The organism is Corticibacter populi (assembly GCF_004217315.1).
Lineage (GTDB): Bacteria > Pseudomonadota > Gammaproteobacteria > Burkholderiales > Burkholderiaceae_C > Lampropedia > Lampropedia populi.
Genome location: NZ_SGWR01000002.1, coordinates 132,997 through 156,663, shown reverse-complemented (window position 1 = coordinate 156,663; position 23,667 = coordinate 132,997). Strand labels below are relative to the sequence as shown.

18 protein-coding genes are annotated in these 23,667 nt (G+C 66.8%); 14 read left to right on the top strand and 4 right to left on the bottom strand.

Annotation, left to right across the window (positions count from 1 at the left end; all coding sequences use genetic code 11):
* The 14 genes from rsmH (at position 1) to ftsZ (ending at position 17,330) form a co-directional block, all read left to right on the top strand.
* Positions 1–927 carry a 16S rRNA (cytosine(1402)-N(4))-methyltransferase RsmH gene (gene rsmH, locus EV687_RS06900; protein WP_122231177.1) on the top strand — a complete coding sequence of 309 codons (927 nt, stop codon included), beginning with the start codon at positions 1–3 and terminating at the stop codon, positions 925–927.
* Entirely contained in the window at positions 921–1,253 is a 333-nt protein-coding gene (gene ftsL, locus EV687_RS06895; protein WP_341273248.1) for a cell division protein FtsL, read from the top strand. Before rsmH ends, ftsL begins: the two co-directional genes overlap by 7 nt.
* A complete protein-coding gene (locus EV687_RS06890; RefSeq protein WP_122230676.1) occupies positions 1,250–3,007 on the top strand; it encodes a peptidoglycan D,D-transpeptidase FtsI family protein in 1,758 nt (585 codons plus the stop codon). Before ftsL ends, EV687_RS06890 begins: the two co-directional genes overlap by 4 nt.
* Complete coding sequence (locus EV687_RS06885; RefSeq protein WP_423201079.1) at positions 3,007–4,617, top strand: UDP-N-acetylmuramoyl-L-alanyl-D-glutamate--2,6-diaminopimelate ligase; 1,611 nt, start codon at positions 3,007–3,009, stop codon at positions 4,615–4,617. Before EV687_RS06890 ends, EV687_RS06885 begins: the two co-directional genes overlap by 1 nt.
* Complete coding sequence (locus EV687_RS06880; RefSeq protein ID WP_122231173.1) at positions 4,617–6,035, top strand: UDP-N-acetylmuramoyl-tripeptide--D-alanyl-D-alanine ligase; 1,419 nt, start codon at positions 4,617–4,619, stop codon at positions 6,033–6,035. The genes EV687_RS06885 and EV687_RS06880 overlap by 1 nt, the downstream gene beginning before the upstream one ends.
* Positions 6,032–7,210, top strand: coding sequence for a phospho-N-acetylmuramoyl-pentapeptide-transferase (gene mraY, locus EV687_RS06875; protein WP_122230672.1), 1,179 nt, complete (start codon positions 6,032–6,034; stop codon positions 7,208–7,210). Before EV687_RS06880 ends, mraY begins: the two co-directional genes overlap by 4 nt.
* Positions 7,211–7,214: 4 nt before the next feature.
* Entirely contained in the window at positions 7,215–8,972 is a 1,758-nt protein-coding gene (locus tag EV687_RS06870) for a Mur ligase family protein (protein ID WP_122230669.1), read from the top strand.
* Positions 8,969–10,234, top strand: coding sequence for a putative lipid II flippase FtsW (ftsW, locus tag EV687_RS06865; RefSeq protein WP_122230667.1), 1,266 nt, complete (start codon positions 8,969–8,971; stop codon positions 10,232–10,234). The genes EV687_RS06870 and ftsW overlap by 4 nt, the downstream gene beginning before the upstream one ends.
* 52 nt (positions 10,235–10,286) lie before the next feature.
* Positions 10,287–11,405: an undecaprenyldiphospho-muramoylpentapeptide beta-N-acetylglucosaminyltransferase gene (murG, locus tag EV687_RS06860; RefSeq protein WP_423201072.1), complete on the top strand. Its 1,119-nt coding sequence runs from the start codon at positions 10,287–10,289 to the stop codon at positions 11,403–11,405.
* Complete coding sequence (murC, locus tag EV687_RS06855) at positions 11,402–12,814, top strand: UDP-N-acetylmuramate--L-alanine ligase (RefSeq protein ID WP_122230663.1); 1,413 nt, start codon at positions 11,402–11,404, stop codon at positions 12,812–12,814. The genes murG and murC overlap by 4 nt, the downstream gene beginning before the upstream one ends.
* Positions 12,811–13,839 carry a D-alanine--D-alanine ligase gene (locus EV687_RS06850; protein ID WP_122230661.1) on the top strand — a complete coding sequence of 343 codons (1,029 nt, stop codon included), beginning with the start codon at positions 12,811–12,813 and terminating at the stop codon, positions 13,837–13,839. Before murC ends, EV687_RS06850 begins: the two co-directional genes overlap by 4 nt.
* Complete coding sequence (locus tag EV687_RS06845; protein ID WP_122230659.1) at positions 13,836–14,630, top strand: cell division protein FtsQ/DivIB; 795 nt, start codon at positions 13,836–13,838, stop codon at positions 14,628–14,630. The genes EV687_RS06850 and EV687_RS06845 overlap by 4 nt, the downstream gene beginning before the upstream one ends.
* 23 nt (positions 14,631–14,653) lie before the next feature.
* Positions 14,654–15,883, top strand: a complete 1,230-nt coding sequence (gene ftsA, locus EV687_RS06840; protein ID WP_122230657.1) for a cell division protein FtsA — start codon at positions 14,654–14,656, stop codon at positions 15,881–15,883.
* A gap of 205 nt (positions 15,884–16,088) precedes the next feature.
* The gene (gene ftsZ / locus EV687_RS06835; protein WP_122230655.1) at positions 16,089–17,330 is read left to right on the top strand and encodes a cell division protein FtsZ; all 1,242 of its coding nucleotides are present in this window, start codon (positions 16,089–16,091) and stop codon (positions 17,328–17,330) included.
* A gap of 127 nt (positions 17,331–17,457) precedes the next feature.
* Here the strand turns inward: ftsZ and EV687_RS06830 are convergent, their stop codons facing one another.
* The 4 genes from EV687_RS06830 to galU all read right to left on the bottom strand — a co-directional run bounded on the left by EV687_RS06830 (position 17,458) and on the right by galU (position 23,472).
* Positions 17,458–19,524: a capsular polysaccharide biosynthesis protein gene (locus EV687_RS06830; protein WP_122230654.1), complete on the bottom strand. Its 2,067-nt coding sequence runs from the start codon at positions 19,522–19,524 to the stop codon at positions 17,458–17,460.
* 124 nt (positions 19,525–19,648) lie between these two features.
* On the bottom strand, positions 19,649–20,506 hold the full coding sequence (gene kdsA, locus EV687_RS06825; protein WP_122230652.1) for a 3-deoxy-8-phosphooctulonate synthase: 858 nt from the start codon (positions 20,504–20,506) through the stop codon (positions 19,649–19,651).
* Between the two features lie 301 nt (positions 20,507–20,807).
* On the bottom strand, positions 20,808–22,442 hold the full coding sequence (gene pgi / locus EV687_RS06820) for a glucose-6-phosphate isomerase (protein ID WP_122230650.1): 1,635 nt from the start codon (positions 22,440–22,442) through the stop codon (positions 20,808–20,810).
* 151 nt (positions 22,443–22,593) lie between these two features.
* On the bottom strand, positions 22,594–23,472 hold the full coding sequence (galU, locus tag EV687_RS06815) for a UTP--glucose-1-phosphate uridylyltransferase GalU (protein WP_122230648.1): 879 nt from the start codon (positions 23,470–23,472) through the stop codon (positions 22,594–22,596).
* Between the last annotated feature and the right edge of the window lie 195 nt (positions 23,473–23,667).

The window sequence follows — 23,667 nt, the reverse complement described above, 5'->3', positions numbered from 1 at the left end:
ATGCAGCACCCATTCCAACACACCACCGTTTTGCTCCACGAGGCGGTCGAGGCCCTGATGGCGGCCGATACCACGGCGCCGCGCTGCTGGGTCGATGGCACTTTCGGGCGCGGCGGGCACAGCCGGCTGATCCTCTCGCGCATGGACGCGCAGGACACGCTGGTGGTGTTCGACAAGGATCCCGAGGCTGTTGCGCAGGCGCATGCCATCGGCGATGCACGGCTGCAGGTGCGCCATGAGGGGTTCGCCAATCTGTCGGCGCTGCCCGCGGCCAGTGTCGATGGCCTGTTGATGGACCTGGGCGTGAGTTCTCCCCAGATCGATGATGCAGGGCGCGGCTTCAGCTTCCGTTTCGACGGTCCGCTGGACATGCGCATGGACAGCAGCCGCGGGCAGACGGTCGCGCAGTGGTTGGAAGGCGCCGAGCTCGGCGAGATTGCGGAGGTGATTCGTGAATACGGGGAAGAGCGGTATGCTGGCAGCATTGCAAAGGCGATTGTTGCTCGCAGGCAGGAGCGGGGCCCACTCACCCGCACCACGGAACTGGCAGAGCTCGTGGCTGGTGCGGTCAGGAGCCGTGAGGCGGGTCAAAACCCCGCCACGCGCACCTTTCAAGCTCTACGGATTTTCATCAACGCAGAGCTTGAGGAGTTGCAGCAGGCGCTAGCGGCCGCGCTGGCGGTGCTCAAGCCGGGCGCTCGCCTGGTGGTCATCAGCTTCCATTCGCTGGAAGACCGCATCGTCAAGCGCTTCATCGAGCAGCATTCGCGCCAGCACTATGACCGCCGCATGCCGCTGGCGGCCGAGCAGCCGATGCGTCTGCGCGCGGTCGCTCGCATCAAGCCCTCGGCAGCCGAAGTGGCGGCCAACCCGCGCGCGCGCAGCGCCATCATGCGGGTGGCCGAGCGCACGGAGGTGGCATGCTGATTCGCCTGAACCTTCTGCTGTTGCTGGCGCTGGTGCTCTCGGCGTTGTTTCTGGTGCGCGTGCAGTATGACTCGCGCCGCCTCTATTCGGAGCTGGATCGCGAAGTGGCCGCGGCACGCCAGCTCGAGACCGAGTCCGAAACCCTCAAGGTGATTCTGCGGGCCCAGGCCGCCGCAGCGCGCGTCGAGCAGTTCGCTCGCACCGAACTGGCGATGCGCCCGGCCGCGCCGGCCACCACCCGCTATGTGCGTGAGCCGGCTGCCGGCGCCGCAGCGGCAACACCGGCTGCACCGGCCGCTGTGACCACCACGGGAGGTGCACGATGAAACGCACCCGTCCCGTCGCCTACGCCACCAGTCCACTGCTGGCCAGCAAGGCCCCGGTGGGGCGCAGCCGCTTCCTGGTGGTGGCGCTGGCACTGGGCTTCACGGCGCTGGCCGCCCGCGCCGCGTATGTGCAGGTGGTGGGCAATGACTTCTTCCTGCGCCAGGGCGAGGTGCGCTATGCGCGCACGCTGGCGTTGCCGGCCAACCGCGGCAAGATCGTCGACCGCAACGGCCTCATCCTGGCTTCGAGCGTACCGGCCGCCAGCATCTGGGGCATTCCCGAGGACGTCGAGAAGAACGACCCCGCCGTGCACGCACAGCTCGCCGAAATGGCGCGGCTGATGGGCATGCCGTTGCCCGAGCTGCTGGCCAAGCTCGAGGATGAGGACAAGACCTTCGTCTGGATCAAGCGCCAGCTCGACTGGGAAGTGGGCCAGCAGATCGCCGCGCTCAAGATCAAGGGCATCCACCAGCGCAAGGAATACAAGCGCGAGTACCCCGAAGGCATGGCGGCCGCTCACATCGTCGGTTTCACCAACGTCGAGGATGAGGGCCAGGAAGGCATCGAGCTGGCCTACAACGAGCGCCTGGCGGGCCAGGCCGGCTCGCGGCGGGTGATCCGCAACCGCCTCGGGCAGGTCGTCGAGAGCGTGGGCGATCTGGTGCCGCCGGTCGACGGGCAGGACATCCAGCTCTCGATCGACAGCAAGGTGCAGTTCTTCGCCTACCAGAAGCTGGCCGAGCAGGTCGAACTGCAGAAGGCCAAGGCCGGCAGCGTGGTGGTGCTCGATGCCCGCACCGGCGAGATCCTGGCGCTGGCCAACTACCCTTCGTTCGACCCATCCTCGCGGCGCAACCTCACTGGCGAACAATTGCGCAACCGCGCGCTCACCGACGTATTCGAGCCCGGCTCGATCATGAAGCCCTTCACCGTGGCGATGGCGCTCGAGGCCGGGCTGGTGACGCCGCAGACCAGCGTCAACACCAACCCTGGCCACATCATCGTGGGTGGCGCGCGCCTCTCGGACGTGAAGAATTTCGGCGTGCTCACCGTCGAGGGCATCATCCAGAAGTCCAGCAACGTCGGCACCACCAAGCTCTCGCAGATGATGGAGCCGCGCTACATGTGGGACGTGTATTCCACCATCGGCTTTGGCGAGCGTCCGCAGATCGGTTTTCCCGGCGCGGCCAGTGGCCGGCTGCGCCCCTGGAAGACCTGGCGTCCGGTCGAGCAGGCCACCATGTCCTATGGCTACGGCCTCTCGGCCAGCCTGTTGCAGATGGCGCGCTCCTACACCGTGTTCGCCAACCATGGCGTGCTGCTGCCGGTGACGCTGATCCATCGTGACCGGCCCGCCATCGGCGTGCAGGTCTTCTCCGAGAAGACCGCCGATGCCGTGCGCCACATGCTGCAACTGGCCGCCGCGCCGGGTGGTTCGGGTCAGCGCGCGCAGACCGAGGGCTACTCGGTCGGTGGCAAGTCGGGCACGGCGCGCAAGCAGGAAGGGCGTGGCTACGCGGCCAACAAGTACCGCTCCTGGTTCACGGGCATGGCCCCCATCGACAACCCGCGCATCATCGTCGCGGTGATGATCGACGAGCCCGGTGCCGGCATCTACTACGGCGGTGCCGTGGCCGCACCGGTGTTCAGCCAGGTGGTGCAGCAGAGTTTGCGCCTGCTGGCCGTGCAGCCGGACATGGACGTCAAGCCGCGCATCGTCGCCACCGCGGTCGAGGAGGAGGTGCTGCCATGATGCCCCTCAAACCCATGCCGCAGTCGGCGCAGCCTTCCCGGATCGAGGCGCCCAGGGCCGCCGTGACCTGGCTGCTCGGTCATGCCGCGCCGGGTGCCGCGCTCCGCAGCGACAGCCGGCAGCTGCGCGCCGGTGATGTTTTCATGGCCTGGCCCGGTCGCCATGCTGATGGCCGCGCCTACCTGGCCCGAGCCTTCGAGGCTGGCTGCAGCGCGGCCCTGATCGAGGCCGATGGCGCCCAGGCGCACCTCGCCGGCCTGCCGCCCTTCTGGCAGGCGCGCGTGGTGCTGTACCCGGGCCTGCAGCAGGCCAGCGGCATCATCGCTGCGCAATGGTGGGGCCAACCTGCCCAGGACATGGCGGTGGTGGCCGTTACCGGCACCAACGGCAAGACCAGCGTGAGCTGGTGGCTGGCCCATCTGCTGCAGCGCCAATGGGGTGGCGCAGGCCTGGTGGGCACGCTGGGCGTGGGCGCGCTGCCGGCACTGCATGCCACCGGCCTGACCTCGCCCGATGCGTTGCAACTGCAGTCGGTGCTGCACGGACTGCGACAGGCCGGCGTGCGCGCTTGTGCGATGGAGGCTTCATCGATCGGCCTGGAACAGGGCAGGCTCAACGGCACGCCGATCCGCGTGGCGGTGTTCACCAATCTCACGCAGGACCATCTCGACTACCACGGCAGCATGTCCGCCTATGGACAGGCCAAGCGCATCCTGTTTGGCTGGCCAGGGCTGGAGGCGGCCGTCATCAATGTCGAGGATGCCTTCGGCGCGGTGCTGACCGCCGATGTGGGCGCGCGCGGCGGTGTGGACCTGTGGACCTATGCCACGGCGGATGATGCCAATGGTGGCGCCGTGCCTGCGGCACGGCTGGTGGCGCGGGCGCTGCGCTTCGCTGGCGGTGGCGTGGCATTCCAGCTCGATGAGTATGCCTCGGCCGACAGTGCCGGCGCCGGCCTTGCCCCCTTGGCTTCGGTGGCCGTGCAGGCGCCGCTGGCCGGGCGCTTCAATGTCATGAATGTGCTGGCCGTCATCGGCAGCCTGCGTGCGCTGGGCCTGCCGCTGGCAGCCGTTGCCACGCTGTGCGCCGCGCTGCCGGCGGTGCCCGGGCGCATGCAGGCGAGTGGCGGCACCGGTCAGCCGCTGGTGGTGGTTGATTACGCCCACACACCCGATGCGCTGGCTTCGGTGCTGGCAGCGTTGCGGCCGGTGGCTGCGCAACGCGGTGGGCGCCTGTTCTGTGTTTTTGGCTGCGGCGGCGACCGCGACGCCGGCAAGCGCCCGCTGATGGCGCAGGCTGCCGCCAGCCATGCGGATGCGCTGTGGATCACCAGCGACAACCCGCGTTCGGAGAATCCCTTGGACATCATTTCGCAGATCGAGGCCGGCCTGGCGCCGCAGCAGCGCGCCGGCGTGCGCACCGAGCCGGACCGCCGCCGCGCCATCCTGGCCGCAGTGGCCGCCGCCGCCGAGCCGGACGTGGTGCTGGTCGCCGGCAAGGGCCATGAGGACTACCAGGACGTGCAGGGCGTGCGCCGCCACTTCTCCGACCTCGAAGAGGCCAAGGCGGCGCTGGCGCACTGGACGCAGCCGCAGGAGCTCTCGGCATGATGATGACGTTGGCCCAGGCCCATGCATGGATTGTCCGGGAGTTGCCCGGCGCGCAACTGCGGTTGCCGCCCGGAGTCGATGCCGCTGCCGTGCCAGTCGCCCGTGTGCACACCGACAGCCGCAGCCTACAGCCGGGCGACCTGTTCGTCGCCCTGGTGGGCGAGCGTTTTGACGCGCATGACTTTCTGACGCAGGCACGTGCCGCCGGTGCCGCGGCCGCCATCGTGCAGGCCGGTCGAGCACCGGCGGAGCTGCCTTGCATCGAAGTGGCCGACACGCTGGAGGGCCTGGGCGCGCTGGCACGCCAGTGGCGCCGCCAGTTCGACATGCCGGTGATCGCCGTGACCGGCAGCAATGGCAAGACCACCGTCACGCAGATGCTCGCCAGCATCCTGCGGGCCGCCTATGGCGATGCCGCCATGGCCACCATCGGCAACCTCAACAATGCGATCGGGGTGCCGCTGATGGCGCTGCGCCTGCGCGCCGGCCAGCGCGCCGCCGTGCTGGAGCTGGGCATGAACCATTCCGGCGAGATTGCCGAGCTGGCGGCGATTGCCCAACCCACCGTGGCGCTGGTCAACAACGCCCAGCGCGAGCATCTGGAGTTCATGGGTTCGGTCGAGGCGGTGGCGCGCGAGAACGGCAGCGTGCTGCAAAGCCTGCCTGCCGGTGGCGTGGCGGTGTTTCCGGGCGACGATGCCTTCGCGCCGCTGTGGCGCGAGCTGGCGGCCGGGCGCCGCCGCATCGAGTTCGGCGCCAATGACAGTCCGGTGGCGCTGGCCAAGGCCCGTTGGAGCGAGGCTGGCTGGCAAATCACCGTGCGCACACCCGTTGGCCAGCTGGAGGCTGCGCTGCAGGTGCTGGGCCGCCACAACCTGCGCAATGCGCTGGCGGCCGTGGCCTGCGCGCTCGCCGCCGGCATCGCGCCGGAGGCGATCGTGCGGGGGCTGGCTGACTTCCGGCCCGTCAAGGGGCGCAGCGCCTGGCATGTGTTGCGTCACGACGATGGCACCAGTCAGGTGCTGATCGATGACAGCTACAACGCCAACCCCGACTCGGTGCGTGCCGCCATCGAGGTACTGGCCGAATTGCCCGCGCCGCGCCTGCTGGTGCTGGGCGACATGGGCGAGGTGGGCGAGCAGGGCGCTCAATTTCATGCCGAGGCGGGGGAATACGCCAAGGCCAAGGGAGTGGACGGATTGCTGACAGTGGGTGAACTGGCGCGCCACGCGGCGCAGGCTTTCGGCAGTGGCGCGCGCCATTTGCCGGACATGGCGGCGCTCCTGCAGGCGCTGGACGTGCAGGCGCCGCTGGCGGCCAGCACGCTGGTCAAGGGCTCGCGCTTCATGGGCATGGAGCGCGCCGTCGCGCATGTGCTCGAGGCCGATGGCCACGCGAGCGGGAGGGTGGTGGCATGATTTTGTGGCTGAGCCAATGGCTGCAAAGCCTCTCGCCGGAACTGAGCTTTCTGCGCGCCTTCCAGTACCTGACGCTGCGCGCCGTGATGGCGGCGATGACGGCACTGGTGATCGGCTGGTTTGCCGGCCCCAAGGTGATCCGCTACCTGACCGCGCTCAAGATCGGCCAGCCCGTGCGCGAGTATGGCGTGCAGTCGCACCTGGCCAAGAGCGGTACGCCGACCATGGGCGGCGTGCTGATCCTGCTGGCCATCGCCATCGCCACTTTGCTGTGGGCCGATCTGTCCAACCGTTTCGTCTGGATCGTGCTGCTGGTGACGTTGGGCTTTGGCGCCATCGGCTGGATGGACGACTGGAAGAAGGTCGTCAACAAGGACCCCGAGGGCATGCGTTCGCGCCAGAAGTTCCTGCTGCAGACCATCATCGGCCTCGTCGCTTCGATCTACCTGGCCTTCAGCATCTCGGAAGACTCCAATCTCAAGGTCTTGGGCCTGTTCGCCGATTGGGTCCGCTCCGGCTTCTCGCCCCGCTTCCAGCTCAACACCGAGCTGTTGGTGCCGTTCTTCAAGCAGATCGCCTATCCGCTGGGCGTGCTGGGCTTCGTGATCCTGAGCTTCCTGGTCATCGTCGGCTCCAGCAATGCCGTCAACTTCACCGACGGGCTCGACGGGCTGGCCATCATGCCGGTGGTCATGGTCGGCTCGGCGCTGGGCGTGTTCGCCTACATCACCGGCAACGCCGTGTATTCGCGCTACCTGCTGTTCCCTTTCATCCCGGGCACCGGCGAGCTGCTGGTGTTCTGCGCGGCCATGGCCGGCGCGGGCCTGGCCTTCCTGTGGTTCAACACCTATCCGGCCCAGGTCTTCATGGGCGATGTCGGTGCGCTGGCACTCGGCGGCGCGTTGGGCACCATCGCGGTGATCGTGCGGCAGGAGTTCGTGCTGGCCATCATGGGCGGCATCTTCGTGGCCGAGGCGCTCTCGGTGATGCTGCAGGTGACCTGGTTCAAATACACCCGTCGCCGCTATGGCGAGGGCCGGCGCCTCTTCCTGATGGCGCCGCTGCACCACCACTTCGAGAAGAAGGGCTGGAAGGAAACCCAGGTGGTGGTGCGCTTCTGGATCATCACCATGTTCCTGTGCCTGGCCGGCCTCTCCACGCTGAAGCTGAGGTGAACGCATGAACACGCAGACGCCACGCAACGCACCCTTCACGCTGATCCTGGGCCTGGGCCAGTCGGGCCTGGCCATGGCGCGCTGGTGCGCGCAGCAGGGCCAGCAGGTGCGCGTGGCCGACACGCGCGATGTGCCGCCGCAGCTGGCCGCACTGCGGCAGGAGGTGCCGCAGGCCGAGTTCGTCACCGGCGCCTTCGGAGCCGCCTTGCTGCACGACGAGGTCGGGCATGTGGTGGCCGCCGCCGTGTACTGCTCGCCGGGCCTTTCGCCTGCGGCCGTGGCCGAGGTGCGCGAGGCTGCGCGCCAGAGTGGCGTGTTCTTCGGCGGCGAGCTCGATCTCTTCGGCCAGGCGCTGGCGCGGCTGCGCGAACAGGAGGGCTACGCACCGCAGGTGCTGGCGATCACCGGAACGAATGGCAAGACCACCGTCACCAGTCTGACGGGCCTGTTGCTTGAGCGGGCTGGCCAGCGCGTGGCCGTGGCCGGCAACATCGGGCCGAGCATGCTCGATACGCTGGCTGAGCGGCTCGATGCGGCTCGCAGCGCCGCCGCCGAAGCGGATCAGGAGGATGCAGCCGCCACGGCGGATGCACCGGCTGCCGCCGATGAGCCCGCCGGCCCGAATATCGATGCCGCCGCCGAGGTGGGGGCTGAAACGCCGAGGGTTGCCGATGCGACGGACCTTGCTTCCATCGCCACTGCCCCTGCCGCAGCTCCCGAGAGTGCCTTCGTGCGCGCCATGCCCCAGGCCTGGGTGCTGGAACTCTCGAGCTTCCAGCTCGAATACTCCACCGGCTTCGAGCCCAGTGCCGGCGTGATCCTCAACATCAGCCAGGACCACATCGACTGGCACGGCAGCGAGGCTGCCTATCTGGCCGCCAAGACCAAGGTCTATGGCCGTCAGGGCCGCATCATCGCCAATCGCGACGATGCCCTCACCATGGCGCAGCTGCCGGCCTTGCTGCCGGTCGATGCACCAGCCGGCAAAGGCCGCAGGAAGACCACCGAGCGCGCCTGGACGAGCTTTGGCCTGGACGTGCCGGTGCGCCTGGGCGATTGGGGTCTGGAAGTTGTCAACGGCTTGGCTTGGCTGGTGCGTGCGCATGGCGAGGAGCCTGAAGGCGGCATGCGCCGCCGCAGTGCCGAGGCCGAGGTCTTCATCCAGCGCCTGATGCCGGCCGACGCCATGCGCATCCGCGGCCGGCACAACGCCAGCAATGCGTTGGCGGCGCTGGCACTGGCCAGCAGCGCGGGCGCCCAACTGGCGCCGATGCTGCATGGCCTGCGCGAGTACCGCGGCGAGCCGCATCGCGTGCAGCCCATCGGCATCGTCGGCGGCGTCGAGTATTTCGACGACAGCAAAGGCACCAACATCGGCGCCACCGAGGCGGCGCTGCGCGGCCTGGGCGCCGAGCGGCGCCTGGTTGTGATCCTGGGTGGCGACGGCAAGGGCCAGGACTTCACGCAACTGGCCGATGCCGTGGCGCAAAGCACGCGCGCGGCAGTGCTGATCGGCCGCGACGCGGCGCTCATCGAGGCCGCCCTGCAAGAGACCGGCGTGCCGTTGCAGCACGCCGCCGACCTGCCCGAGGCGGTGCGCCAGGCCGCGGTGCTGGCCCAGGCGGGCGATGCGGTGCTGCTGTCGCCGGCATGCGCCAGCCTGGACATGTTCCGCAACTACGCGCACCGCGCAGAGGTCTTCGTCGACGCGGTGCGGGCACTGGCGCTGGACGCCGGCCAGGACCTGGAGGTGCTGGCATGAGCATGGCCAAGCCGATTCCCAAATCCTGGTGGCAGCGCTGGAAGGCGCGCCACGAGGAGCCGCTCGACCTGCCGGTGCGTTCGGCCGGGCTGGAGTACCGCTACAAGACCTCGGCGAGCGTGCCGGTGGTGCAGGCAGTCGACCAGGCGCTGCTCGGTGTGCTGGTGGCGATCCTGTCGTGGAGCGTGGTGATGGTGTACTCGGCCTCCATCGCGATGGCCGACAACCCGCGCTTTGGCAGCATGAACAACGAGTTCTTCCTGATCCGGCACATCATCTCCATCGGCGTGGCCTTCATCGCGGCGGTGACGGTGTTCCAGATCCCGATGGACACCTGGCGGCGCAACGCCTCGTGGTTGCTGCTGGGCACCATTGCGCTGCTGGTGCTGGTGCTGATTCCGGGCATCGGCATCTCCGTCAACGGCGCGCGGCGCTGGTTGCCGCTGGGCGTGATGCGCTTCCAGCCTTCCGAGCTGGCCAAGCTGGTGCTGGTAGTCTACGCGGCCGACTACATGGTGCGCCGCATGGACGTGCGCGAGCAGTTTTTCCGCGCCGTACTGCCCATCGGCGTGACGGTGGCGACCATCGGCGTGCTGCTGCTGGCCGAGCCCGACATGGGCGCCTTCGTGGTGGTCGCGGTGGTCGGCGTGGGCATCCTGTTCCTCGGCGGCGTGAACATCCGCGGCTTCTTCATCACGGTGCTGACGCTGGCGCTGGCCTTTGCCTTCATGATCGGCTCTTCGCCCTGGCGGCGCGAGCGCATCTTCGCCTATCTCGACCCGTGGTCGGAAGAGCACCGCCTCGGCAAGGGCTACCAGCTCTCGCACTCGCTGATCGCCATTGGCCGCGGCGAGGTCACCGGCGTGGGCCTGGGCGGCAGCGTCGAGAAACTGCACTGGTTGCCCGAGGCGCACACCGACTTCCTGATGGCCGTCATCGGCGAGGAATTCGGGCTGGTGGGCGTGGTGGTGCTGATCGGCCTCTTCTTCTGGCTGACACGCCGCATCATGACCATCGGCCGCCAGGCCGTCGCGCTAGACCGCATCTTCTCGGGGCTGGTGGCACAGGGCATTGGACTGTGGATCGGCTTCCAGGCCTTCATCAACATGGGCGTGAACCTGGGCGCGCTGCCCACCAAGGGCCTGACGCTGCCGCTGATGAGCTTCGGCGGCTCGGCCATCCTGATGAACCTGATCGCGATGGCGGTGGTGCTGCGGGTGGATTACGAAAACAGAATTCTCATGCGCGGAGGCCGCGTATGAGAATTCTGCTTCGCCACAACGGAATCGCAGCGCGCTGCGCTGCCCGGCGCGCATGCGCCCTCGTGCGCGGAGGCCGCGTATGACCGAGCAGCGCAAGACCGCCCTCATCATGGCCGGAGGCACCGGCGGCCACATCTTCCCGGGTCTGGCGGTGGCCGAGGCCTTGCGCGAGCATGGCTGGCAGGTGCACTGGCTGGGCGTGCCCGGCGGCATGGAAAGCCGGTTGGTGCCCGAGCGCGGCTTTGCCTTCGAGGGCGTGCAGTTTGGCGGCGTACGCGGCAAGGGCCTGCGGACGCTGCTGGCCGCGCCCTTCAAGCTGGTGGCTGCGGTGCGCCAGGCTCTCCAGGTAATGCGCCGCGTGCGGCCCGATGTGGTACTGGGCTTCGGTGGTTACATCACCATGCCCGGAGGTGTGGCCGCGCGGCTGGCGGGCGTGCCGGTTCTGCTGCACGAGCAGAACTCGGTGGCGGGCCTCTCCAACAAGCTGCTGGCGCGGCTGGCGCGCCAGACCTTCACGGCATTTCCCGGTGTGATGCCAGGTGCGGCCCAGGTCGGCAACCCGCTGCGGGCCGAATTCCTGCAGCAGGCAGCGCCCGCGCAGCGCTTTGCCGGGCGCTTTGGCGCGCTGCGCCTGCTGGTGGTGGGCGGCAGCCTGGGTGCCAGGGCGCTCAACACCATCGTGCCGCAGGCGCTGGCATTGATTCCGGTGAACGCCAGACCCCAGGTGCTGCACCAGAGCGGCGCCAAGCAAATCGACGAACTCCAGAGCAACTACGAGGCTGCCCAAGTGCAAGCTGAACTGACCCCTTTCATCCAGGATACGGCTGCCGCATTTGCGCAGGCCGATCTGGTGCTGTGCCGCGCCGGTGCCAGCACCGTTACCGAGCTGGCCGCCGTGGGCGCGGCAGCGTATTTCGTACCGTTCCCGCATGCGGTGGACGATCACCAGACCACCAACGCCCGCTATCTGGTCGATGCCGGCGCAGCCTGGCTGGAGCAGCAGGCGGAGCTGACGCCGCAGGCGCTGGCCGATTTCCTGCAAGGCCTCACTCGCGAGGAACTGCTGCGCCGGGCCGAGAAGGCCCATGCACTGGCGCAGACCGGCGCGGTGGAAGCCATCGTGCAGGCCTGCGAGACCGTGCGCACCGGGCGCGAAGGAGTGGCCGCATGAAGCACGCCATCCACCGCATCCATTTCGTCGGCATCGGCGGCGCCGGCATGAGCGGCATAGCCGAAGTGCTGCACAACGAGGGCTACACCATCTCGGGCTCGGACCTGGCCGACAGCGCCACGCTGCGGCGCCTGGCTTCGCTGGGCATCCGCACTTTCGTGGGCCATTCGGCCGAGCACGTGGCCGAGGTCGATGCCGTGGTCACCTCGACGGCGGTGCAGGCCGACAACCCGGAAGTGGTGGCCGCGCGCGCGCGCCGCATTCCGGTGGTGCCGCGCGCGATGATGCTGGCCGAGCTGATGCGCATGCGCCAGGGCATCGCGGTGGCCGGCACGCACGGCAAGACCACCACCACCAGCCTGGTCACCAGCGTGCTGGCCGAGGGCGGGCTGGACCCCACCTTCGTGATCGGCGGGCGCCTCAACAGCGCCGGCGCGAATGCCAAGCTGGGCTCGGGCGAATACATCGTGGTCGAGGCCGACGAATCGGATGCTTCGTTCCTGAACCTGCTGCCGGTGATGTCGGTGATCACCAACATCGACGCCGACCACATGGAGACCTATGGCCATGACGTCGAGCGGCTTCGGCAGGCGTTCATCGACTTCCTGCACCGCATGCCTTTCTACGGCGTGGCGGTGTTGTGCGTGGAGAACGAGGGCGTGCGCGCCATCCTGCCGCGCATCAGCTGCCCGGTGACGACCTACGGCTTCGGCGAGGATGCACAGGTGCGGGCCGTGGATGTGCGCGCCGAGGGAGGCCGCATGTGCTTCACGGTCAAGCGCAGCAACGGCATCACGCTGCCGGACCTGCAGGTCACGCTGAACCTGCCGGGCCGCCACAACGTGCTCAACGCGCTGGCGGCGATCGCCATCGCGGTGGAGCTGAGCATCGACGACGGCGCGGTGGTGCGCGCGCTCGAAAGCTTCAAGGGTGTGGGCCGGCGCTTCCAGCGGCATGGAGACTTTCCGGCGCCGGCGGGCGGCACCTTCACGCTGATCGAGGATTACGGACACCACCCCGTCGAGATGGCCGCGACCATCGCCGCCGCGCGCGGCGCCTTCCCCGGCCAGCGCCTGGTGGTGGCGTTCCAGCCGCACCGCTACACCCGCACGCGCGACTGCTTCGAGGACTTCGTGCAGGTGCTCGGCAGCACCGATGCGGTGTTTCTCGGCGAGGTCTACGCCGCCGGCGAGGCACCCATCGTGGCGGCAGACGGTCGTTCGCTGGCACGCGCGCTGCGCGTGGCCGGCAAGGTCGAGCCGGTGTTCGTCGAGCACATCGCCGACATGCCCGAGACCGTGCTGGCCGGCGTACAGGGCGGTGATGTGGTGATTTTCATGGGCGCGGGCAGCATTGGCACCGCCGCCAGCCAACTGGCCCAACGTTTTGCATTGCAGGTGATGGCATGAGTGCAGTGATCGCGGATTCCATCGATGTGCGCAGCCTCGGCAAGGTGGCCGTGCTGCTGGGCGGCAGCTCGGCCGAACGCGCGGTCTCGCTGATGTCCGGCCAGGGCGTGCTCAAGGCGTTGCGCACGCAAGGCGTCGATGCGCACCCCTTCGATACCGGCCAGCAGTCGCTCTGGCAACTCAAGGAGCAAGGCTTCGCGCGTGTCTTCATCGCGCTGCATGGCCGTGGCGGTGAGGACGGCACGGTGCAGGGCGCGCTCGAACTGCTGGGCATTCCCTACACCGGCCCGGGCGTGGCGGCCTCGGCCATGGCCATGGACAAGGTGCTGACCAAGCGCCTCTGGCGCGCCGATGGCCTGGCCACGCCGGACTGGCGCCTCGTTGATTCGGCCGAGGGCGTGGCCCAGGCCTTTGCCGCGCTGGGTGCTCCCATGATCGTCAAGCCTGCGCGCGAAGGTTCCACCATTGGCCTGGCCAAGGTCGAGCTTGCCGAGGAATGCGCCGCCGCCTATGCGCTGGCGGCCGGCTATGACGACGAGGTGCTGTGCGAGCAGTTCATCGAAGGCGAGGAAACCACCTGCGCCATCATCGAGCTCGATGGCAAGGCCGAGGCGCTGCCGGTGATCCGCATCGTTGCACCCGGCGGCAACTACGACTACGAGAACAAGTATTTCGGCGACGCCACGCAGTACTTCTGCCCGAGCGGCCTGCCCGATGCGCTGGAGCAGCAGATTCGCCAGATGAGCCTGGCGGCCTTCCAGTCGCTGGGCTGCCGCGGCTGGGCCCGCGCCGACGTGATGATCCGCAAGAGCGACGGCAAGGCCTTTCTGCTGGAGATCAACACCTCGCCCGGCATGACCAGCCATTCGCTGGTGCCGATGGCCGCGGGCACCGCCGGCATTTCGTACGAGGCGCTGTGCCTGCGCATCCTGGCGGCAGCCCGGCTCGACGGCACGTTGCTGCCAACGCCGCATGCGCCGGGCGCGGCCGAGTCCGTGGCCACCCCGATCGGAGGCGCTGCATGACGCAAACCCTGCCGCCGATGGATGTGCGCCTGATGAATGCCACCGCTTCGGTGGTCTTCACCGGCGTCTTCCTGCTGCTGTGCGCAGCGGCGGTGGGCTGGGCGCTGCGCAATCCGGCGTTCGCCATCGCCCGTGTGGAGGTGTTCGGCAACCCGCAGCACAGCAATGCGCTGGCGCTGCGCGCCAACGTGCTGCCGCAACTGCAGGGCAACCTCTTCACGCTGAATCTTGCGGCGGCCCGCCAGGCCTTCGAGCAAATGCCCTGGGTGCGTTCGGCCACGCTGCGCCGCGCCTTCCCCAACACGCTGCAGGTGCAGCTCGAGGAGCACCAGCCGGTGGCACTGTGGGAGGACGAGACCGGCTCTGCCATGGTCAATAGTTTTGGCGAGGTGTTCGAGGCCAACCGCGGCGAGGTCGAGCACGAGAACCTGCCGCGCCTGGCCGGGCCCCAGGAGCAGTCCGCCCAGGTGCTGGCTATGTACCGCGACTTGTTGCCGCAGTTTGCCGGTCTGCCGGTGCATCCGGCGGCGCTGTACCTGACGCCGCGCGGCAACTGGCAGATGTATCTCTCCAATGGCGCACAGCTGGAGCTGGGCGCCGGCGAGCCGGTGGAAGTGGGTCAGCGCCTGGCGCACTTCCTGCAGTCGCTGCCGGAGGCGCTGGCGCCGCTGGGGCGCAGCATGAATGGATTGGAGTACGCGGACCTGCGGCATGGCAATGGCTATGCGATGCGGTTGCGCGGTGTGGTGACCGATGCGACCCAGGGTCCGCAGCGTGGAGCGCGGCGTTGAAGCTTTTATGAATGTGAATCGACATGGCTAAGGAAAACAGAGACGTCATCGTGGGCCTGGACATCGGCACCGCCAAGGTCATGGCGGTGGTCGCCGAGGTGCAGGAGGGAGGCCAGCTCAAGCTGGCAGGCTTCGGCGTGGCGCCCAGCAACGGCCTCAAGCGTGGCGTGGTGGTCAACATCGAGGCCACCGTGCAGAGCATCGAGCAGGCGCTGCGCGAGGCCGAACTGATGGCCGACTGCAAGATCCAGCGCGTCTACACCGGCATCACCGGCAGCCACATCCGCGGTTTCAACTCCAGCGGCATGGTGGCCATCAAGGACAAGGAAGTCTCGCAAAGCGACATCAGCCGCGTGCTCGACACCGCCAAGGCGATCAACATTCCCTCCGACCAGCGCCTGCTTCTGGTGGCTTCGCAGGAATTCGTCATCGACGGCCAGGAAGTCAAGGAGCCGATCGGCATGAGCGGCATCCGCCTGGAGGCCAAGGTGCACATCGTCACCGGTGCGCAAAGCGCGGCCGAGAACATCATCAAGTGCGTGCGCCGCTGCGGGCTGGAGGTCGAGCAGCTGCTGCTCAACCCGCTGGCGTCCAGCCAGTCGGTGCTCACTGACGACGAACGGGAACTGGGCGTGGTACTGGTCGACATCGGCGCCGGTACCACCGACATCTCGATCTTCACCGGCGGTTCGATCCGCCACACGGCGGTGATCCCGATCGCCGGCGACCTCATCACCAGCGACATCGCGATGGCGCTGCGCACGCCGACCAAGGACGCCGAGGACATCAAGATCGAGCATGGCTGTGCCAAGGCCATGCTGGCCGACCCGGACTCGCAGGTCGAGGTGCCGGGCCTGGGCGACCGCGGCCCCCGCCTGATCAACAAGCAGGCCCTGGCCGGTGTCATCGAACCACGCGTCGAGGAGATCTTCTCCCTGGTGCAGCACGTCATCCGCGATTCCGGCTACGAGGAGATCATCTCCTCGGGCGTGGTCATCACCGGAGGCTCCTCGGTCATGCCCGGCATGGTCGAGCTCGGCGAGGACATCTTCCTGAAGCCCGTGCGCCGGGGCGTGCCGCACTACACCGGCCCGCTGGCCGACATGATCGCCCAGCCGCGCGCGGCCACCGTCATGGGCCTGCTCGAGGACGCGCGCCTGGAGCGTGCACGCGGCTACAAGGCGGCCACCAAGAGCGGCCCGGTCAAGAACATCTTCGCGCGTGTGCGCGATTTCATCATTGGAAACTTTTGACCATGAGCAGACGTATCCGCATCAAGAGCTTCGGCTGGTACTTCCGCTCGCACGAAGACCGATGGCCGCGCCGCCACCACAGGCCCCGGGAGCCCGGCGAGCCGTGGTGTCGCATGCGCATGTCGCCAACCCGGTTTCGTTTTTCCAGTTCCGCAGTGATCCAACCCATCCTCTCCATCCCTCAAATCCCTCAAGGAGCATCGTTATGACCATTGAAATGATCGACACAGACGCAGCATTCGGCCAAGGCACCCGCATCAAGGTTCTCGGCGTCGGCGGCGGCGGCGGCAACGCCGTGGAGCACATGATCGAGAAGAACGTGCAGGGGGTTGAATTCATTTGTGCCAACACCGATGCCCAGGCCCTCTCGCGCAACACGGCCGAGCGCATCATCCAGCTCGGCAGCAACGGCCTGGGCGCCGGCAGCAAGCCCGAGCAGGGGCGCGAGGCAGCCGTGCATGCCGAGAACGAGATCCGCAAGGCCATCGAGGGGGCCCACATGCTGTTCATCACCGCCGGCATGGGCGGTGGCACCGGAACGGGGGCTGCTCCGGTGATCGCGCGCATCGCCAAGGAAATGGGGATTCTCACGGTGGGCGTGGTCACCAAGCCGTTCGACTGGGAAGGCCCGCGCCGCATGAAGAACGCCGAGAACGGCCTCGATGAGCTCGAGAACAACGTCGATTCGCTGATCGTCGTGCTCAACGAGAAGCTGCTCACCGTCTATGGCGACGACATCACGCAGGATGAGGCCTTTGGCATCGCCAATGATGTGCTGCGCAACGCCGTTGGCGGCATCGCGGAAATCATCAACGAGCACGGCCACGTCAACGTCGACTTCGCCGACGTCAAGACGGTGATGAGCGAGCCGGGCAAAGCCATGATGGGCACCGCCAGCGCCGCCGGCCCCGACCGCGCGCGCATCGCCGCCGAGCAGGCCATTGCCTGCCCGCTGCTCGAAGGCATCGACCTCTCGGGCGCCAAGGGCATCCTGGTGCTGGTGACTGCCGCGCGCGGCAGCCTCAAGCTCTCCGAGTCGCGCCTGGCCATGAGCACCATCAACGCCTACGCTTCGGAAGAGGCGCACGTCATCTACGGCGCCGCGTATGACGACAGCCTGGGTGATGAATTGCGCGTGACCGTGGTGGCCACCGGCCTGACCGACCACGACAAGCGCCGCCAGAACATCACCATGGTGCAGAACAACCTGCGCACCGGCACCGACAACCTGCCGCTGCAGGGCCTGCGCGCCGGTGGTCTGGGCGGTGCCGGTGGCGTGGCCCCGGCCTATGGCCAGCGCCGCTTTGGCGGCCTGGACAACGTGGCAGCGCCCGGCGTATGGCTGAGCCCGCGCGCCTCCAGCGCCACCGCGCAGGTCGACGCGATGTCTTCGGGCGGCATGGACGACGTGGAAATCCCTGCTTTCCTGCGCAAGCAGGCCGATTGAGGCTGATTGAAAAGAGCGCTGTGACGCAGCGATGCGTCACATGTCCTGTTGTCGCAAAGCCCCCGCAGCCTTCAGGTTGTGGGGGCTTCGTCATTATGTGCTGTCTGAAGGCAAAGACCGCTTCACATCAGCGCTTGATCCAGCCACCCCATTGCGCCAGGCGCAACAGGGCGCGTTTGGTGCGCAGCCAGGGAGAATCGGTGTCTGCGCCGGCCTGCCGCCAGGCCAGCAACTCGTCGAGCGTGCGTTCTGGTGTGGTGTAGCGGCCGGAGCTTGCGCTGACGTAGGTGGGGTAGAGGATCAGCACGCATGCCACCAGTTCGTCGAGCGTCAGTGCACGTCCGCGACGGCTGGCGGCATCGGGGGTGTCTGCCGGCTGCGGTAGCGGCTGGCGATCATTCGTCAGGCCCCAGCCGGCATAGAAGGGGCAGCCATAGGTCACCACCTTGCGGCCGCGCAGCAAGGCCTCGAAGCCGGCCAGCGAGGTCAGCACATGCACCTCGTCCACTGCGTCCAGCAGCTGTTGCATCGATACATCCACCACCACTTCATCGCAATGCGCATGGGCCAAGGCTTCGCCCTGACCTTGGGCACGCAGGCGTGCGACGACATCCGGGTGGGGCTTGTAGATCACATGGGCATCCGGGTTGGCCTGCCGCACCGCTTGCAGCAAGGCCATGTTGGTGCGGATGCCAGGAGCGCCCCAGGTCAGCGCGGCATCCGACTCCACCTGTCCGGGCACCAGCAGCACGCGCCGCCCTTGCGTGCCGGCAGGCCGCTGCCAGGTGCCGATGCCGGTGTTGTACTTGGTGATTCCGCTGGCGACGATGCGGGCGCCCAGTGCGGCGGCGCGTTCACGCAGCTCGGATGTGAAATCGGTGTTCGCCAGCAGCCACTCCAGATCCGAAGGGCAGGTGGCGTCGTAGTAGATGCCCCGCGTATCGACTACCCATGAGAGTGGCTGCACCAGGTCCGCTCCCAGCCCGACGGAGCGCAGGAAACCATCTTCCAGGCGAACCAAACTCGGGTTGTGCAGGCTGCCGGTCTGGGCATTTCCTGATGGCAAGGTCTTGCGGCAGCCCCACAGGGCTATGGTGGCATGCTCGGGAACCTGTCGGATATGGCGCGTAAACGTCACTTCGCTGCCATCGAGAAAGCGCCGGACTTTGGCGCGCTTGAGCCATGAGAATCCCACTGCATACACGCGCCTCGGCAGGCGTGCCCGCATGCGCCGCTGCAGGCCCAGCCATTCGATCAGGCGCTCGGGTTCGCAGCGCTGGCCGGTTTCCGGGTCCAGGTAGCGCGGGTAGTCCACCAGCGCGGCATGCACCAGTTGTTGGAGGGAAATGGGCGTGCTTGCCAGTGCTTGTCGGCGCATGGGAGCGACGAGTTCATCGCCTGTCAGGCCCCAGCCGGCATAGAAGGGCATGCCGAACGTGCGCACGGGTTTGCCCCACAGCAGTGCCTCGAAGCCCATCTGCGAGGTCACCACGTACACGGCCTCGGCGCGTTCGAGCAGCAGCGCAGGGTGCATGTCCTCGGCCAACACCTGCACCTGTGGCATGGCCTTCAGCTTTGCCACATCAAAGTGGCCACGCTTCTTGCCGGCGAACACGTCGGGGTGGATCTTGAGCAGCACGGTGTTGTCGGGATGTTCCGCCACGGCGGCAACCAGCATACGCTCGAAGCTTTGCGCATCGGCCAGTCCGTCCCGGATCGAGGCATCGCCCCAGGTCTGATCGACCACCAGCACGAAGCGCTGGGGCAGGGACTCGGGAGCCGGATCACGCAGATGGTTGTACTTGGAGATGCGCTCATGGCGCCAGGCCTGCATCAGCGCATCGGCGCGCTGTGTTTGCGCGGGTGTGAGCGGTGTGGCGATCAGGCCTTCCAGCGCACTGGGATGCGCCGCATCGTAATAAATGCCTTGCGTGTCGATGACGATGGAGAGGGGCGCATCCTGGCTGCCGAGGCCGACTGAGCGCACGAAGCCATCTTCCAATCGCCAGAGTGGCAAGCCATGCTTTTGCGCATAGGCCTGCGCCCGCACGGCACTGGGCCGCAAGCCCCAGGCCGCCACCACCTCGCAGTGCGGCGCCTGCCAGCTGCGCTGGTATACCCAGGGTTGGCCCAGCAGAACATCCAGGCGCTCGATGGCGGCAATGCCTCTGGATAGAACGCCAATGGTGGGCATGGGAGACGATGGTGTGCGTGGGTAAAGGAGAGGCCCAGGCTGCCGCTTCAAGGAATGCTTTGAAAGGCAGTCGGCGGGCCATCCAGAGGACGGACCCGCCGCTTGGCGTGATGGCAGCAGGAGATTACCGGATATTGAGCGGTGCAAAGGCTTTGACGAGATCGTCAAGAGCCTTGAGCTGAGCGAGGAAAGGCTCGAGCTGGTCCAGCGGCAGGGCGCTGGGGCCGTCGCACTTGGCCTCCTCGGGGTTCGGGTGTGCCTCCAGGAAGAGGCCGGCGAGCCCGACAGCCATGCCGGCGCGGGCCAGGTCGAGCACCTGTGCGCGGCGCCCGCCCGAGGCGGCCGAGCCGGCCTCGCGCTGCTGCAGCGCATGCGTGACATCGAAGATCACCGGCAGGCCGCCCGTCACCTTCTTCATCACGCCAAAGCCCAGCATGTCCACCACCAGGTTGTCGTAGCCAAAGCAGGTGCCGCGGTCGCACAGGATGATCTGCTCGTTGCCCGCCTCGCGGAATTTTTCGACGATGTTGGCGATTTGCGAGGGGCTGAGGAACTGCGGCTTCTTGATGTTGACGACCCGACCCGTCTTGGCGATGGCGACGACCAGATCGGTCTGGCGGGCCAGGAATGCGGGCAACTGCAGCACATCCACCACCTCTGCGACCGGCGCGGCCTGCCATGGTTCATGCACGTCGGTGATCAGCGGCACGCCGAACTCGGCCTTGACCGCCTCGAAGATCCGCAGGCCTTCCTCGAGGCCAGGGCCGCGGTAGGAGTGGATGGAGGAGCGATTGGCCTTGTCGAAGCTGGCCTTGAAGACATAGGGGATGCCGAGCTTTTGCGTCACGCGCACGTACTCGGCGGCGGCGCGCAAGGCCAGATCCCTGGATTCGAGCACGTTGATGCCGCCGAACAGCACAAAGGGCTTGTTATTGGCGACGGAGAGATTCTGGATGGCGATGCTGGCAGGAATAGGGGTCATATGGCCTCGGGAGCACGTGGAAGCATCTGTTATCGTACCTGAGAACCTGTTCACGATCTTTGCATGGGGCGCGTTGCCCCGGCAGGCGATGCAAGGCGCAAACCGCAGTCGGGTTGGTGGCCCGACGAGGATTTTTCACACCGCAGCGCGCGCCTGGCGGGACAACCCGAAGGGCAGGAGGTTAAAAGCGGACCGGGCGTCTTGTTCACTGCATTTTTGACCGCCTGCGCGACCCATGCAAAGATCGTGAACAGGTTCTGAGAGTGCATAGTCGAAGATGCTCAGCCCTTGTGAAGCCCTTTCAATCCTTGCTGGCGGCTAAACCCAGCCATTGCATGGCACCCACGGTAGCGGCATCGAGTCCGTCGAAATCGCCGCTCTCACCACGCGCAAGGATGTCCTTGGCAATCGTCTTGCCCAGTTCAACCCCCCATTGGTCGAAGCTGTTGATGCCCCACAGGCTGCCGCTGACGAAGATGCGGTGTTCATACAGCGCGATCAGCGCGCCCAGCGAAGTGGGCTCGAGCGCATCGATCAGCAGCAATGAGCTGGGGCGGTTGCCCGGGCATTGCTTCCAGGCCGGGCCGTCGTTCTTGCCGAAGGCCAGTGCGCGCGCCTGTGCCAGCGCGTTGGCCTGCAGCGCCTTGTGCTGGCCGGGCAGCAGCGGGCCGGGCTTGCGGGCGACGATGAACTCCACCGGAATCACCATCGGTCCCTGGTGCAGGTGCTGGAAGTAGGCATGCTGCCCGTTGGTGCCGGCTTCGCCCCAGATGATGGGCGCAGTCTTGAACGGCAGCGGCTGGCCGGTCTTGTCCACACTCTTGCCGTTGCTCTCCATTTCCAGCTGCTGCAGATAGGCCGTCAGGCGGCGCAGGCCATGCGCATAAGGTGCGATGCAGCGGCTGTCAAAACCGTGGAAGTTGCGGTACCAGATGTCCAGCAGCGCCAATTGCACCGGTAGGTTGTCTTCCCACGGCGCGGTACGGAAATGTTCATCCATCGCATGCGCGCCGGCCAGCAACTGCCGGAAGTTCTGTGCGCCAATGGCAATCGCAATCGACAGGCCGATGCTGGACCAGAGTGAAAAGCGCCCGCCGACCCATTCCTCGAATCCGAAAATGGTCTGAATACCGAAGGAGTGCGCGGCCTCGATGTTGGTGGTGAGCCCAACGAAGTGGCGGGCCAGCCAGTCGGCTTCGGACGCCGCGGCAGTCTGCTCATTGATGGACGATGCCAGACCGCCGAGCAGCCAATGGCGCGCCGCCCGCGCATTGGTCATGGTTTCGGCCGTGCCGAATGACTTGGACGACACCAGGAACAGCGTGCTTTGCGGGTCGAGCTGCGTGAGCAGCGAACCCAAATCATCTCCATCAATGTTGGAGACGAAGTGCAGGCGCGGGCCGCCGCCGGCAAATGCATGGAGGGCCTGCACGGCAACGGCTGGTCCGAGATCCGAGCCGCCAATGCCGATGTTGACAACATCGGTGATCCCGCGGTCGGCACGCACCTGCTCGGCAAAGGCCAGGAATGCGTTCAGCGTGTCATGCACCGCTTGCAATGCCGCCGCCTCGTAATCGCTGGCCGCCCGGTAACCCTCCGGACGGCGCAACTGCACATGCCAGGCGGCCCGCTGTTCGGTGGTGTTGAGCATGGCTCCGCCGAACAGTGCCTCGCGCGCACGTGCCAGCTGCGTCTCGTCGGCCAGTCGGTTGAGCAACAGGCCGGTGGGGCCGTCGAGCAAGCTGCGCGAGAGATCTGCCCGCACGTAAGGGGCTTCGATCTGCATTTGCGCAAAGCGATCGGTATCAGTGTCAAGCGTGTGACGCAGATCAAAAGCCTGACCAACCGCCGCGTAGTGCTGCTGCAGTGCCAGCCAGGCGCTGGTGTGGTCGCAGCGCGGCGTGGCTGGCGCGGCGGGAGGAGGGCTGTGGTTCATGCGGTGTTTTGCGTCAGATTGGCTATTCAACGTGGCCGGCCAGCGCCGGTTGACCATTACGGGGAATGCACCGGCTTGCGAAGACTCGTCCGGTGGATGAGCGCAGGTCAAGACGGCATGGAAGGCTTATCCGAGCTGCCATCCGGGCTGATTACAGATCCAAGGTCTTCAGGTACTCACGCAGGAAGCCGCCCACCTGCGGGTGCTGCAGGCCCAACTCCACGGTCGCTTGCAGAAAACCTTCCTTACTGCCGCAGTCGTAGCGCTTGCCTTCATAGGTGTAGGCATAGGCATAGCGGCGCTTGGCCAGGGTGGCAATCGCGTCGGTGAGCTGAATTTCACCGCCGGCGCCCTTGGGCTGGTTTGCCAGTATGTCGAAGATGTCCGGCGTAAGTACGTAACGGCCAGCCACCGCGATGGTCGAAGGCGCATTCTCCGGTTTGGGTTTTTCGATGATCTGCTCGATGCGCGTGAGGCGTTCACCGGCCGACGGGCCGGCCACGATGCCATAGCGGTTGACCTGATCCAGCGGCACCTCCTGCACCGCTAGCAGCGGGCCCTGCACCTTGTCGAACTCGCGCACCATCTGGGCCGTGACGGAGGGGGTAGCCACCATCAAGTCATCGGCCAGCAGCACGGCAAACGGATCGTTGCCGACCACATGGCGGGCGCACAGAACCGCGTGACCCAGGCCCAGCATGCGAGGCTGGCGCACGAAGGAGCATTCCATGTCGCTTGGCACGATGCCATGCAGCACGCTCAGCAATGCCTGCTTGTTGGCGGCTTCCAGTTCATGCTCCAGCTCGTAGGCGGTATCGAAGTGGTCCTCGATGGCGCGCTTGTTGCGTCCGTTGACGAAGATCATGTGGCGGATGCCGGCGTCGTAGGCTTCTTCGACCGCATACTGGATCAGCGGCTTGTCCACCACTGTCAGCATCTCCTTGGGTTGGGCCTTGGTTGCGGGCAGGAAGCGGGTGCCGAAACCGGCAACGGGAAATACGGCCTTGTTGATTCTTTGCGTTGTACTCATGCGAAATCTTCAGAATGGGAATGGAATCAATTTTGCGTCAAAACGCAGCCTGTTCTCATTTTGTGCACTGCGGGATGGACATTGGGTGAGCTTGCGCTGCTTCGAAACCTTGTGGTGAACGAGGCGATTCCGTTCAAGTGAGTCTTCGACAAGAAATTCCACCAGTGTTTCTCCGGCGTCAGATTGCGGCATATT